At 38.9% G+C, this 14,649-nt stretch carries 11 protein-coding genes; 5 read left to right on the top strand and 6 right to left on the bottom strand.

Annotated elements, in window-relative coordinates; all coding sequences use genetic code 11:
- Nucleotides 1-10: 10 nt before the first annotated feature.
- Nucleotides 11-1,948 carry an OmpA family protein gene (locus tag M23134_RS13155; protein WP_002696819.1) on the bottom strand — a complete coding sequence of 646 codons (1,938 nt, stop codon included), beginning with the start codon at nucleotides 1,946-1,948 and terminating at the stop codon, nucleotides 11-13.
- Between the two features lie 468 nt (nucleotides 1,949-2,416).
- Here M23134_RS13155 and lon point away from each other — a divergent pair, with 468 nt between their 5' ends.
- Together lon and porQ are read left to right on the top strand one after the other, a co-directional pair.
- Nucleotides 2,417-4,816: an endopeptidase La gene (gene lon, locus M23134_RS13150; protein ID WP_002696818.1), complete on the top strand. Its 2,400-nt coding sequence runs from the start codon at nucleotides 2,417-2,419 to the stop codon at nucleotides 4,814-4,816.
- A 55-nt stretch (nucleotides 4,817-4,871) separates the two neighbouring features.
- On the top strand, nucleotides 4,872-5,930 hold the full coding sequence (gene porQ, locus M23134_RS13145) for a type IX secretion system protein PorQ (protein ID WP_002696817.1): 1,059 nt from the start codon (nucleotides 4,872-4,874) through the stop codon (nucleotides 5,928-5,930).
- On the opposite strand, the gene dgcA is transcribed toward porQ, so the two are convergent.
- A complete protein-coding gene (gene dgcA, locus M23134_RS13140; protein ID WP_002696816.1) occupies nucleotides 5,919-6,893 on the bottom strand; it encodes an N-acetyl-D-Glu racemase DgcA in 975 nt (324 codons plus the stop codon). The two genes, porQ and dgcA, sit on opposite strands and share 12 nt — an antisense overlap.
- Before the next feature lie 81 nt (nucleotides 6,894-6,974).
- Entirely contained in the window at nucleotides 6,975-8,000 is a 1,026-nt protein-coding gene (locus M23134_RS13135; RefSeq protein WP_002696814.1) for a DUF1611 domain-containing protein, read from the bottom strand.
- A 128-nt stretch (nucleotides 8,001-8,128) separates the two neighbouring features.
- Here M23134_RS13135 and M23134_RS13130 point away from each other — a divergent pair, with 128 nt between their 5' ends.
- From M23134_RS13130 to M23134_RS13120, 3 genes are all read left to right on the top strand, one after another.
- A complete protein-coding gene (locus M23134_RS13130) occupies nucleotides 8,129-8,764 on the top strand; it encodes an NUDIX hydrolase (protein WP_002696812.1) in 636 nt (211 codons plus the stop codon).
- A 295-nt stretch (nucleotides 8,765-9,059) separates the two neighbouring features.
- Nucleotides 9,060-9,542, top strand: coding sequence for a TlpA family protein disulfide reductase (locus M23134_RS13125; protein ID WP_002696810.1), 483 nt, complete (start codon nucleotides 9,060-9,062; stop codon nucleotides 9,540-9,542).
- Nucleotides 9,543-9,554: 12 nt separating this feature from the next.
- The gene (locus M23134_RS13120; RefSeq protein ID WP_002696808.1) at nucleotides 9,555-10,175 is read left to right on the top strand and encodes a thioredoxin family protein; all 621 of its coding nucleotides are present in this window, start codon (nucleotides 9,555-9,557) and stop codon (nucleotides 10,173-10,175) included.
- Nucleotides 10,176-11,205: 1,030 nt separating this feature from the next.
- Here the strand turns inward: M23134_RS13120 and M23134_RS13115 are convergent.
- The 3 genes from M23134_RS13115 to M23134_RS13105 all read right to left on the bottom strand — a co-directional run bounded on the left by M23134_RS13115 (nucleotide 11,206) and on the right by M23134_RS13105 (nucleotide 14,637).
- On the bottom strand, nucleotides 11,206-12,441 hold the full coding sequence (locus M23134_RS13115; protein WP_045113512.1) for a S8 family peptidase: 1,236 nt from the start codon (nucleotides 12,439-12,441) through the stop codon (nucleotides 11,206-11,208).
- Nucleotides 12,442-12,983: 542 nt separating this feature from the next.
- Nucleotides 12,984-14,117 carry a DegT/DnrJ/EryC1/StrS family aminotransferase gene (locus M23134_RS13110; RefSeq protein ID WP_045113541.1) on the bottom strand — a complete coding sequence of 378 codons (1,134 nt, stop codon included), beginning with the start codon at nucleotides 14,115-14,117 and terminating at the stop codon, nucleotides 12,984-12,986.
- A gap of 34 nt (nucleotides 14,118-14,151) precedes the next feature.
- Nucleotides 14,152-14,637: a sugar transferase gene (locus tag M23134_RS13105; RefSeq protein ID WP_002696804.1), complete on the bottom strand. Its 486-nt coding sequence runs from the start codon at nucleotides 14,635-14,637 to the stop codon at nucleotides 14,152-14,154.
- Nucleotides 14,638-14,649 lie beyond the last annotated feature (12 nt).

Here is a 14,649-nt window from a genome sequence, read left to right as displayed (position 1 = left end):
AATGTGGGGGTTACTCTATAGTAATAATTTCAAATTCTACCCTGCGGTTTATCTTTTTATCTTCGTCGGTTTTTTCACTTTTGATAATAGGTACCGTGTCACCATAGCCAATGGCAGTGACTCGTTTGGGGTCAAACTTACCTTTATCCACTATGTACTTTTTTATCGCATCTGCCCGGTTTTGCGATAGTTTCAGGTTAGCATCAGAGTCTCCGGACGAATCGGTGTGCCCCGATATCTTAAGACCTAACTTGGGGTGATCGGCAAGTAATATAACTAATTTGTCCAGGTCTGCCTCCATATCAGGAATTACATCTGCTTTTCCTTCTTTAAACTCAATAGAGGTAAACTTCCACTTTCGGAACTTAATAGATGGCGTAGATATTTTGATGGCAGTATCACCACGGAGCAAAAACTCTTTTTCTATTCGATAAAAATCTTCTCCAGTAATCACTACCAGGTAATTGTTATTTTTAATCAATTCAAAATCATAAGAACCATCAGGACGTAAGCGTTTGGGCGCAATTTCTATCCCATTGTCCAGATCAATGATAGATACAATCCCTGAAAAAGCCTTGCCCGAAATAGAGTCTTTTACACTGCCCGAAAGCCTAATAGTAGCGTTGGGATGTGCCTCCATAGGCAATGGGTAAGAGTGTATATTGAGATCTTCTACCTTGACCGAATCCCGTTTAAGGTGGTCCCAGCGTAAAATAGTATCAGCTTTGGCAAAAAACATAAAGGCAGACTTAGGGTCAATCGCAAAGTAATATTCATTTTGGTCATGATTGACCAATGGTCCTACATTGCGTGGTTCTGTCCATCGCCCATACATTTTGTAAGTTTTATATATATCAAAGTTACCAAAGTTCACCATTTGCCCATTAGAACTAAAATAGAGTATATCGAAACTAGGGTGAAAAAATGGACTTACTTCACTTTGGCGAGTGTTAATATTAGGTCCCATATTTTGGGCAGGTGCCCAGGTACCATCGCCCCGTTTACAGGTAAAGTACAGGTCAGACATGCCAAAGCCCCCTATACGATCAGAAGCAAAAAACAAGGTATCGCCAGAGTGTGACAATGCCGGGTGAGAGTCCCAGCTAATACTGTTAATCTGAGGGCCTAGGTTTTGAATATTGCCATAGGAACCATCTTCCAGTTTTTCTGCCATAAAAATATCGCAATTGCCATAGCCATCCGGACTTTCACAACGTACAAAAAACACCGTTTTTCCATCTGGGCTCATCACTGCTGACCCTTCGTTAAACTCATCTGTATTGATGCCTTTTAGGGGCTTTGCCAACGTCCAGGGAATGGTATCAATTCCCCCACTCTCTTTGTCGATATAAAAGGAGTCAGCCCTCACCGAAAAGTATAAATCTTCGTCAAAGGTGACCTTCCCTGAAGAAAATTCCTTACGTTTACGTTTAGAAGTAAAAACCATCATCGATTTTTTACCCTTTTTGGTAATGCTTGGTCCGTAGTCGCTGTAAGGCGAGTTAATACTATCATTCATTTTGGTAGTATTCGCGTTTGCCACGTCCATAGTATCCACAAATTTATTAGGAACTCCTACAAGGTTTTTATAATACTCTATAGGTAAGTAATAGTCTTTGTCAAGAGTATTTAAAGAATCGTAATACAGTCGTATTTCTTTTTTTCGGGCACTGTGGTGATGCTTTAACACCAAACGATATAAACTTTTGGCTTCTTCTATATGTCCCAGTTGCTCTGACAACTTGCCCAAACGCCAAAGTAAGTAGGTATCTTTATAAAAGTTTTTGACCCCAAACTGCAACACATAGGCTTTTAGGGCAGTATACATTTTGCGCCAGTTTTTCCGCTTGTATAGCTTTTTGATTTTTAGAAGTTTGTCTTTGTCATAATAATAAGGAACTCGGTTGACATTTTTAAACTTGAAGTGATTGATACTAAAATATGACAATGTGTCCTTATTTCCGACTTTTACTAAACGTTGTCCGGGGGGTTGAGCTAGTATTTTGGGTGGGAAAATAAAAAGAAAAGCCAGAAGGCAAAATATATAAGAATAAGCTTTCATCAAACAAATAAGTCCTGTTAACTTTGTAATTATAACGATTACACCTGATTAAATGTGAACGTTAATGTATAATGTTATGGTATATTAATCAAAAATAAGTTTCTATACGAAAGTATATGCTTATCTGTCAAATGGTCGTAAATCAATAACTTGGTATAAGGCTTGTGTATGATGCAAGTATACATATAAAGAGACCACGCTATATGCTAGTAAATATTACTAAATTTGTGCCAACTTCATTAAACCTTTGATCAAAATTACTCTATGAGTCATAATAATGATTATTCATATATAGACATGATTCTTTCAGAATCTTCAGAAGAAAATGGTGTGGAAATGATCCCTTTACTTTCAATGGAGGAAGAAGCGGAAGATTTAAATAGTGAAGATATAATCATCGACGATCTCCCTATTTTGCCAGTAAAAAACACCGTTTTGTTTCCAGGTGTAGTTATTCCGGTAACTGTAGGTAGACAAAAGTCTATTAAACTAGTAAAAAAAGCTTACAATAGTGATAAAACTATTGGGGTGATTGCACAGGATAACCCAGACATAGAAGACCCTACCACTGATGACTTATACCAAGTAGGTACAATAGCACACATTCTTAAAATGTTGGTGCTGCCCGACGGCAATACTACTATTATTTTACAAGGGAAGAAACGTTTTAATGTTCTGAACTTTACCGAGGATGAACCTTTTATCAAAGCCCGTATAGAGACGATTAGTGAGAGCTTTCCAACAAAGGATGACCGCGAAACTACTGCTTTGATTTCATCTTTGAAAGAGGCTGCCTCCAAAATACTCAAGCTCAACCCTGAAATACCTCAAGAAGCCCAAATCGCATTAGATAATATAGAAAGTGCCAGTTTTTTGACTCACTTCTTGTCATCTAATATCAATGCTGACACTTTAGAAAAGCAACGTTTGCTTGAAACCAACGATGGTTTGAAAAGGGCAACAATGCTACTAGAGTTCATGCATAAAGATATTCAACTGCTTGAACTTAAACGAGAGATTCAAAGCAAAGTACACTCTGACATTGACCAACAGCAACGAGACTACTTTTTGCGCCAGCAAATGAAGGTTTTGCAAGATGAATTGGGCAGCGAGACTGGTGACCAGGAACTGGATGGGCTAAAAATGCGTGCCAAGAAGAAAAAATGGCCTGCGGAGGTTGCCAAACAGTTTGAAAAAGAAATTGTAAAAATATCACGAATGAATCCGGCTTCTGCTGAATACCCCATTGCAGTAAATTATGCTGAATTATTGGTTGATTTGCCCTGGAATGATATTACCCGCGATTCGCTGGACTTAAGCAAAGCCCAAAAAATACTGGATAGCGATCACCACGGACTTGAAAAAGTAAAGGAGCGTATCATAGAATACCTTGCTGTGTTAAAGCTCAAAAACAACATGCGAGGACCTATTTTATGTTTTTATGGTCCTCCGGGAGTTGGTAAAACCTCTTTGGGTAAATCTATTGCCAAGTCACTTAACCGTAAGTATATTCGCATGGCGTTGGGTGGTTTGCATGATGAGGCTGAAATAAGGGGTCATCGTAAAACTTATATTGGGGCAATGCCTGGTAAAATTATCCAAAATATAAAAAAAGCGGGGTCGTCTAACCCTGTCATTATTTTGGATGAAATAGATAAAGTTTCTTCTGATTTCAGGGGTGACCCAGCGTCGGCTTTGTTGGAAGTGCTTGACCCAGAACAAAATAACACTTTTTCTGACAACTACCTGGAGTTGGCTTACGACTTGTCTAAAGTGTTGTTTATAGCAACCGCCAACTCACTGGATACTATCCACCCTGCTTTGCGTGATAGAATGGAGATTATTGAAATTACTGGTTATACCGAAGAAGAAAAGGTACAAATAGCCAAAAAACATTTGATCCCTAAACAACGGAAAGAACATGGCTTGTCTGCCAAAGAGGTGAAGTTTCAGCCACTTGCCATCAATAAAATAATAGAAAACTATACCCGTGAGTCAGGGGTAAGAAACCTGGAACGTCAAATAGGGAAAGTAATACGTAAAGTTGCCAAATCGGTGGCAATGGAAGAAAAATATAGCAAAACTATCCAACCTAAAGACATTACTCGTTTACTGGGCATTGAGTTGTTTGACAAAGAAGAGTATCAAACTGAGGATGTGTCAGGGGTAGTTACTGGACTTGCCTGGACTCAGGTAGGTGGAGAAATTTTATATATAGAGTCGATATTAAGCCGAGGCAAGGGAAAACTCACCCTTTCGGGACAATTGGGTGATGTAATGAAAGAATCGGCTTCGGCAGCATTGTCTTATTTAAAAGCCACGGCGAGCCACTTAGACATAGATCACCGGGTTTTTGAACACTTTGACTTGCATGTGCACATTCCGGCTGGAGCCGTGCCTAAAGATGGCCCTTCGGCGGGTATAGCTATGTTTACCTCGCTTGCGTCGGTATATACACAACGTAAAGTAAAAGAAAAACTGGCAATGACTGGTGAAATTACACTTCGTGGACGTGTATTGCCAGTGGGTGGCATCAAGGAAAAAATCTTAGCTGCTAAACGTGCTGGTATCAAAGAAGTGATTTTGTGCGAGAAGAACCGAAAAGATATAGATGAGATTCAAAGCAATTATATAGAAGATTTAACTTTTCACTTTGTAAATCATGTAGACCAGGTGCTGGACATAGCCCTATTGCCCGAAAAGGTAAAGCGTCAGTTTGATTTATCTATCAAAGAAGAAAACGAATCTAAATAATCATATTGGTCTTTGAACTTGTGAAGTTCAAAGACTTTTTTTATGCAATAACCTTATGCAACGAATCATTGCTGTTGTTTTGCTTAGCTTAGTTTTTTTGAGCGCTCAAGCACAAATTGGCGGACGAAGAAATTTTGAGTTTCTTCAGGTGCCAGGCAATGCCCGCCTGGCTGGTGTGGGCAGAGTCAATGTATCACTGCACCAAGCAGACCCCAATGTACTCTGGCAAAACCCGGCTTTGATTGACTCATCTAGTTCGCGTAAACTAGGTTTTAATTACACTCCGTATTTTGCCGACATAAAAAACACTCATTTATCTTATGTACACCATGTGCCCAAAGTAGGTACGTTTGGGGCAGGGCTACAGTACATGGCATACGGTAGTTTTGAACAAACCAGCCCTAATGGACAAGTAGTAGGTACTTTTGTTGCCAATGATTTTGCGTTTAATGTTGGGTACGCCCACCAGGTAAAGTATTTCAGGATGGGTGCCAGTCTCAAATTTATCGGATCAAGTATAGAAACTTATAACTCTACTGCAATTGCGGCTGATATTGGTGGCGCTTTTATTCACCCCAAATATGACTGGACAATTGGATTGGTATTTAAAAATATAGGAGTAGTACTTAGTAATTACAATGAGTTTACCCAAAGCCGTTTGCCGTTTGAGGTACAATTAGGCACATCGTTTAAACCTACACACATGCCCTTTAGGTTTTCGCTTACGTTACAGCACATGCAACAATTTGATATTACCTACCTTGACCCACTGCAAGATGTTACTTTTGACGCTAGTGGTAATACTGTACCTAAAGAAAAAAGCTTTGGAGACAACCTGTTGCGACACTTTGTAATAGGTGGAGAATTTTTACCTGAAAAAGTTTTCAGTGTAAGGTTGGGGTATAATCATTTGATTAACCGTGAGCTACGCGAAACTGGTGCCTCACGATTTAGTGGTTTTTCGTACGGGTTTCGTGTCAAAATAAAAGCCCTGGAACTTGCTTTTTCGCGGGCAAGCTACCACGCTGCGGGCGGGCGCAACTTTTTGTCTTTGTATTTAGACTTTAACAAGGTATTGAAAAGACGTACTGTACAATCAAATTTAGCCCCATAACTCAGGCTTTAAACTAGAAACCATCCCATTGGCATAACTCATGGGGTATTGTCGGTCTTTGGTTAAAAACAACGCCCCATCTAAGTCTACAAAATCACAGAATTGTGCCACTACAAAGCCAGGCGCCATTGCCAGTGAAGTACCCACCATATTACCTACCATCAATTGTAGCCCTCTGACTTTGGCTGCTTTTACTAGCTTTAATGCCTCAGTCAGTCCACCTGCCTTGTCTAATTTTACATTGATCATTTGGTAATGTTTGGCTGCTTGCTCCAGTTCGCTGGTATCTAAACAAGACTCATCGCCACAGAGCACAATGGGTGAATCATAATTGGCAAGCACTTCGTCTTTTCCCCTGGGCAAAGGTTGTTCTATCATTTTTACCCCCAGAGTCTTAAATTTAGGCGCTAAATCTTGCAATTGGTCAAAGGTCCATCCTTGATTTGCATCTACCACTATAGTAGCATCAGGGCGCGCTTCACATACTGCAGTAATGCGCTCAAGCGGCATTTCATCATTGAGTTTTACCTTTATATGGGCAGTATCTGCCAGTTTGGCTTTAGCCGCCATATAGTCTGGCGTGTTGATGCTAATCGTGTTAACAGTATGTACTGGTTTGGGTGTAATGTTTAGCAGTTGCCATATTGTTTTACCCGCCTGTTTTGCTTCCAAATCCCATAAAGCACAATCAATGGCATTGCGTGCCCCACCCGAAGGCAGTAAGTCTTGCAGTTCCTGACGAGTAGCGCCTTGTTCCAGGGCTGCTTTTACCGACATTGCCCGCTCTAGTATGATGCCTCCCCGATCGTTGGTATAAAATACGCCTACACTCTCGCCTCTACCTGTTATCCCATTTTCAGTAATAGTTACATACAACAACTCGCTTTGGGTCATTGTGCGCCCTGTAATCACAAAAGGCTCTTTGTATATCCAGGGGGTTAAGGTGATTTGTACTTGTCTCATAAACTTTAATAACTACAAGCTCAAGATACAAGTGACAAGGAACAAATCCTAATGGTGAATGAACAACTCTACACTTGTAGTCTACTTGCTTCCTTGCATTAATTGCGTTACCAAATCATCGCACCCAGTAAGTATAGGATCAACACAAGGTAGGTTGAACTCTTGTGATAATCTACTCAAATAGGGCAACTGTTCGACTTCGGGCAAACGAGCAGTATTTACACTAATGCCTATACACCGAATGTTTGGATTAGTTACCTGCCCATTCAATAAAGTATATTCTATGCATTGTGCTATGTTGGGTTTGGCAGTGTCAGGAAATCCCTCCATAGTAAGGCGAGTAGGTTCGTGGCATACCACGAAGGCATCGGGCTGAGAGCCATGCAACAAACCCAAACTTACTGCTGCATAGCCTGGGTGTAAAATAGAACCTTGTCCTTCTATTACATCCCAATGAATGGGGTCATTGTCAGGCGATAAAGCTTCTGCTGCTCCTGAAACAAAGTCAGTAATGACAGCATCAATGGGTACTCCACTGCCTGCAATCATAATTCCGGTTTGTCCGGTAGCCCTAAAAGTAGCGTTTATTCCTTGTTCTTTTAATGCTTGAGTCATGGCCAATGCTGTATACTTTTTGCCCACAGCACAATCTGTACCCACCATGAGCAAGCGCTTACCTGGACGTTTTTTGCCTGTACCTACCGGAAAACTTGAAGCAGGTGTACGCACATTGATTAATTGGGCTCCTGATGTTTTGGCTGCTGCCACCAAAGAAGGGAAACGCTCTAAACGATAATGCAAACCGCTCACTAAGTCCATTCCTAATGCCAACGCCTCTTCAAATACACGCAACCAATGATCTTTGATTTGTCCTCCAATGGGGGCTACTCCCAATACCAGGCTTTTTGCCCCTGCTTTGGCGGCTTCCTGTACAGTCATATCTGGAACATTCAAGCTTAAATTGTTTCCGGAAAAACGCAATTGCCCTTTTACCAGTTCAGGACGCCATTGAACAATCCCTGCACCAGTTTTGGCAAACACAAAGTTGTCTACATCTCCTAAAAAAATAAGGTAAGGAGTTTTCAGTTGAATGGTTGTGAGTGACATTGTCTTTTTTTTGAAAACAATGTAAACTACTCAAGATACAAAAAGCAAGTAACAGGCTAATTTATCATAGTTTAACCGCAGGATAATTGACTATATTGCTGGCTCATTGAAATAAGCAATCACAATTGATGGAAAACTTAGATTATTTTGACGATAACCTCAATTATTTGGGTACTGCCTCAAGAAAAGAAATACATGAGAAAGGGCTGTGGCACAAAACTATTCACTGTTGGATATTGCGTACAGACCCTACCGATCAACAACCTTATGTAGTGTTTCAACAACGAAGCGCCCAAAAAGAATATAACCCGTTGACCTTAGATATTTCGGCAGCCGGGCACTATGGAGCTGGTGAAACCGACCAGGAAGCAACCCGCGAAATAGAGGAAGAGCTAGGCATACAGGTACAATGGGAGAAGTTGCGATTTTTAGGTATATTACAAGAAGCCAATATTATTAAGGGGCAATATGGGGCAACTGCTATCAACCGGGAGTTTTGCTATACTTATTTTTTGGTTGACAATCGTCCTTTGAGTAGCTATAGAGTTCAAGAATCGGAGCTTGCCACTGTTGTACAAATTCCGGTAGATGAAGGACTCAAGTTGTTTTCAGGTGAGACAAACAGCGTTCAAGGACGAAATATACACGATGAACTTACGACCTATTCTATAGCCGATTTTTTACCTAGAGACAAGACCTATTATCTCAAAATTTTTGTGATGGCAGAACGTTATTTTGAGGGTAAAAAATACTTGGTGATTTAAAGCAGCAATATTTGCTTTAACACTCATTTAACAACCCAGAGGGATTTTAAGGGTTATATTTGAGAAGATTGCTATACATTGACTACTCTACCCTACTATTTTTTCGCCTCGGTTTGTGTCTTCACAAATCGCCTCGTCGTAGCGCCTGTAAATAGTGTTTTTCAGAGTTCCGGTCAGCTCGTGGAGACACGAGCTGAGGCGATGACGGTACTTTTGAAAAACCGAAGCTACAGTTTTACTGTGCTGAGCTCAACGAAGTTAAAAGCTGGGTAGAGTATACATTGACTAAACATTTATGAAAAAAATAATATTTACTTTATTACTTATTGCTGCTACTACTATAGTACAGGCACAAGAGATAAAAAAAATAAAACTGGTCACACTTGAAAAGCTAGTAAACCCTCAAGATGATATTACTTATGTAGTCAACTTTTGGGCTACCTGGTGTCGCCCTTGTGTCAAAGAGTTGCCGTATTTTGAACGGCTCCAGGCAAAGTATAGCCACCAAAAAGTAAAAGTAATATTGGTAGCAGTAGAGGACTCGGAACAAAAGGTGAAACTTTTTGTTCAAAAGAAAAAAATCAAGGCTCAAGTACTATTGCTTGATGAAACCAAAAGCGATGTATGGATTCCTAAGGTGAATAAAAGTTGGGATGGAGCCATTCCAGTTACGTTGTTTATCAATGGTAAAGCTGGCAAACGTGAGTTTCATAAAGGAGACCTGACCGAGGCTGAACTAAACAAGAAAGTTGAATCAATTTTAAAACAAATCAAATAACATATATTATCTATGAAAAAGATAACCACTCTATTTTCCCTTGCTCTAGTGGCACTTTTGGCATTGAATGCTCAAGCTCAGGAAAGCATGCTAGGTAAAGAAATGAAAGACTTGCCTAAAATGAAGGATGCCAATAACAAGGGCAAAAAGGCCTCTTTTGCTGATTTTAAAGATGCTAAAGGCTTTGTTTTAGTTTTTACTTGCAATCACTGCCCTTTTTCGGTGGCTTATGAAGATCGCCTCATTGCTTTAGACAAAAAATTTAAAAGCAAAGGGTACCCAGTAATTGCTGTAAACCCTAACGACCCTGCCCAATACCCAAGTGATGGCTATAAGGCTATGGTTAGCCGTGCTAAAAACAAGGGCTTCACCTTTCCTTATTTGCTTGACCCTACCTCTAATGTAGCTCGGGCATACAAGGCAAGCCGTACTCCGCATGTATATATTTTACAAAAACAGGGGCAAAAATATAAAATAGTGTATGTAGGGGCCATTGACGACAGTGCTCGTGATGAAAGCAAAATCAGTGAAAAATATGTAGAAACAGCCATTGCTAACTTACTCAAAGGTAAAAAGCCTTCTAAAAACTATACACGCGCTATAGGTTGCTCTATCAAAATGAGAAATCAATAAGCAAAAAAGTTTAATAAACTGCATCAAAAACGAGGTCTTTCAAAAGGTCTCGTTTTTTTATTTATACAATATCATACTATGTAATACTTTTAGCATAATACGCGAAACTTTTTCAAATTGTCTTAAAAAAATCAAGATCAAACTAAGTAAATTTCTACCCATAATAAAATGCTTTGTGTAAATAAAGTAGCAAAAAAGATCAAAACTTACTCCTTAAAAAAGTAAGCTATTCCATTAACAATCTCATTCTTTCATTTCACCAAGCAAAAAACCTACACATAAGACACTTAAAATCAAACATTTACACCATACGCATAGGTAAAACACCTATATGACTGAAAAAAAATCTTAGTACGTTGTACAAACTTCCCCTTTACGCATGTATTTCAAGCATCAGACTAAAATGCTATTTTCAAACTTTTTGTAAGATTTACGCACGTAAATATACCTTTGTAATATTTACAATCTCTCAATAAAAATTATCAGATAAATTATTATTAAAAGGTAAAATTTCTCAAGCTATTTAGTTAATCTTATTAACTAAATTAGGAATAATACCTATATTACCTTTACTTTGTAACCATAGAAAGTAAGATATGGCATTAAGCATTAGCATTAATAACATACTTACAAACACCGTTTACTTTTAGATTTACTACAAAGCTTCATAACGTATATTCGTATTCCCGATGTAGTTCACCTGCTTATTCTTTTTTAAAAAAAGAAGCTCCTAGTAAATTGTCAAACAAAGTAATAACTAATAAGAGGTGTACTGCTATTTAGTATAGAAATAGTTTGTGAGTTTATAAATATTAGTTTAACTGGAATGCCTGCTAAAGTCATTCAAAAAAATGACTGTAACAGTTAAACTTTCAGTTACATCATAGTTCGTAATCCAAAGTGTGCTGGACGCATTGCTCCAGCTCACTTTTTTTTGCCCTTTTCTGAAAAATAACTTTCCCTTTTGTACATAAAAAAAGCGCGTCCTAAATAAGAACACGCTTTTAACATACAAGTATTATTCAACTATTTATTTTACTGCTATTGGATCAGCATTTCCATCTGGGTCACCATTTACGGTGCCATCAGTGCTTAGGTTAGTATTACCTTTTAATAGTAACAAACCAGCTACATGAGGACTAGCCATAGAGGTACCACTGATTGATCTATATCCTCCGTTGTTCCAGGTAGAGTTTACGCTTACACCTGGGGCGCAATAATCTACCGCATTGCCATAATTAGAAAATGAAGCAAAATTATCATTGCTATCCATTGCTGATACCGTTACTACGTTGGGGTGGTTGGTACGAGCAGGAGATACATTGTTAGCATTTTGGTTTTCGTTACCAGCCGCCAAAGCAACCAATACACCAGTGTTACCTAAGTTTATTACAGCATTGTCAAGTGCAGTAGAAACACCTCCACCTAAGCTCAGGTTAGCCACATCGCCTGGAGAAGCATTGGCTGCTACATAATCAATACCATCTACGATATCAGAGGTAGAACCACTTCCACCAGAACCTAGCACTTTTACGCCTACTACTGTAGCACCATACGCTACACCTACTACTCCATTGCCATCATTTTTAGCTGCAATTGTTCCAGCTACGTGAGTACCATGACCATTGCCATCGTTCGGGTCAGTATCATCACCAATTCTCCATATCCAGAAGTAGAGTCCAGCAAACGATACACTTCGGTTTACATCTACGTTCAAGTCAGGATGGTCTAAATCTACCCCAGTATCTATTACCCAAGCAGTTTTGCCTGCTCCACTGGCACTACCTACACGATTGATACCCCAAGGAGTACTTTGAGCAAAGGCTTTGAAATACTTCTTCTCTTTTTTGTAGTTAATAGACAAAATACGATCTGGCTCTATTGCAGCAATACGTGGGTCTTTTTTCAAAGCAGCTACTTGCTTCTCAGTAAGTTTTGCCGAAAATCCCTGAATAGCCGTACCGTACGCTTTGTATATGTTTTTGGTAGGTACTTTAAAATCTTCCTTCAAGAGTCTACTGGTATAGTTTCTTACCGTAGATTTTCTTGCCCTGAAATTCTTGCCTGCCAAGTTCAAGCGGGCATTTTGGCTGTTGTAGGTTACTACATACATTCCAGGTATTATATCTCCTGCTTTGAGCTTTGATATGTCAGTTTGCTCTACAGTTGTTTCATTGTTTGGTTTTACTTCTTCTTGATTGTTATTACAAGCAGTAAAAAGAGTAAAAATGATTAGTGTAACGAACAGATGTTTTAGCTTTAGCATAAATTTAAAATGATTAGTAATAATATAATTTGGGTTGATTGTTTGAATAATAGAAATAGCTATTTTCTGATGTAACATTATCATTAAAAATTAACCAAAACAAATATTCGTAGTATACAAAAAGTAAACACAAGTCTACCTTATTGCACAACACAAGTAAACTTCAGACATTTTTTTACTAACTAATAGTCACAAAAAAACTTTAGTATAAAAACTTAACAGTCAGTATATTATATCAAAAAAAAGAGGAGATTAATAAAGGAAAATATTAAAAAATAAAAGTATACAAAGACTTATAAATCAAAAAACTGCCTTATAAAAGATGCAAAAAAACTTTTCAAACAAAATTTAATATCACATCAAATACTTACCACCATACAAACATCTTTACTTGACATTTTTAGCCTATAAAATATGATTTTAAGCATTATTTTTTTTAATAATGCCAATACACTCAAAAAAATCACGTGACCTTTAATGATGTAATATAATTAATATAAATTTCATATTTTTATAATCAATGCACACAAGGGTATTGTTATTTAAACTGAGAGCACTCTTTTTATTACCTGTACAATTCTGTCCAAATCTGCCACCTGAAGACTAGCACCTGATGGCAAGCATAACCCTTGCTGGAATAAACCCTCAGCAACAGTATGACCATAATAGGGGCACTGTCGGAGCAGAGGTTGCAAATGCATAGGTTTCCAAAGTGGGCGGGACTCTATGTTTTCAACCTCTAAAGCTTTTTGCAACTGCAGTGGGGTTACAGAAGTTTTTTGCTGATTTAATACAATGCAAGTGAGCCAACGATTTGAGAAAGTACCAGAAAGCTCAGGTTGAAAACTCAATACATCGGCAGGTAAATTTTGTTGATAATAATCAAATACGCGTCGTCGGTGGGCTACTTTTTCTTCTAGTTGTTGCATTTGTCCTACCCCTATAGCTGCCAGTAGGTTGCTTAAACGATAATTATAACCCACTTCGGAATGTTGGTAATAAGGCGCTTTGTCTTTTGACTGGGTAGCCCAAAACAGTGCTTTTTTAGCTTCAGATACATGCCTGGTAACCAATGCTCCGCCTGCCGAAGTGGTCACAATTTTGTTTCCATTAAAAGAAATGACCCCAAGATGACCCCAAGTACCCGCCTTTTGCCCATTGTAACAACTCCCCAATGCTTCAGCGGCATCTTCTATTACTGGTATTTCATACTTTTGTGCTATAGCCAACAATTGGGTAAGTTGGGCGGGTTGCCCATAAAGGTGCACAATAATAATGGCCTTGGGTTTTGGCTTGCCTTGTTTGAGCCTATCTTCAATGGCTCTCTCCAGCTGTACTGGGCACATATTCCAGGTATCAAGCTCGCTATCAATCAATACCGGGGTCGCTTTTTGATACATTACCGGATTGGTAGTAGCCACAAAAGTAAAAGTAGGGCATATCACCTCATCTTTTTCGGTTACTCCTAATAATCGCAGCGCCAAATGAATAGCTGCTGTACCTGAGTTAAGGGCAACTACGGGCAAATCATCAAGGTATCGGCTTAACAGTTCCTCAAATTTATCGAGATGAGGTCCAATAGGGGCAATCCAGTTGCTCTGCAATGCGGCTTGTAGATGCTCCAATTCTTGCCCTTTGAGATCGGGGGGGGATAAATATATACGTTTTGATTTCATAATTTTGCCCAAAATAGACAAAACTTATGACAGGTTAATTTTTGCCATTAAACTTTTCGGCAAGTTCATCGCCATCCCTTTTTCTGAATATATTCAAAAAGGTCAGCCAAAGTATTTTTAAGTCTAACCTAAAAGAGCGATTCTCTACATACCACAAATCAAGCTCAAATTTTTGCTGCCAGGTAAGCGAGTTTCTCCCGTTTACTTGTGCCCATCCGGTAATACCAGGTTTTACACTATGACGCTTGAGTTGTTGGGGAGTATATAAGGGTAAGTATTCGGGCAATAACGGACGCGGTCCTACCAAACGCATATCGCCTTTTAGTATATTAATCAATTGAGGGAGCTCATCCAGGGATGTTTTTCTCAAAAATTTGCCAATGGTGGTGACTCTTTGTTTGTCGGGTAATAAGTTGCCTTGTTCATCCCGCAAATCGCGCATTGTTTTGAGCTTGATAATATAAAAGGGTTGGTTTTGATACCCTATTCGTTCTTGTAAAAAAATTATTCTGGATAACATGCTTTACAAAGA

The sequence above is a fragment of the Microscilla marina ATCC 23134 genome, assembly GCF_000169175.1.
GTDB lineage: Bacteria > Bacteroidota > Bacteroidia > Cytophagales > Microscillaceae > Microscilla > Microscilla marina.
This window is presented reverse-complemented; position numbering and strand designations above follow the sequence as displayed.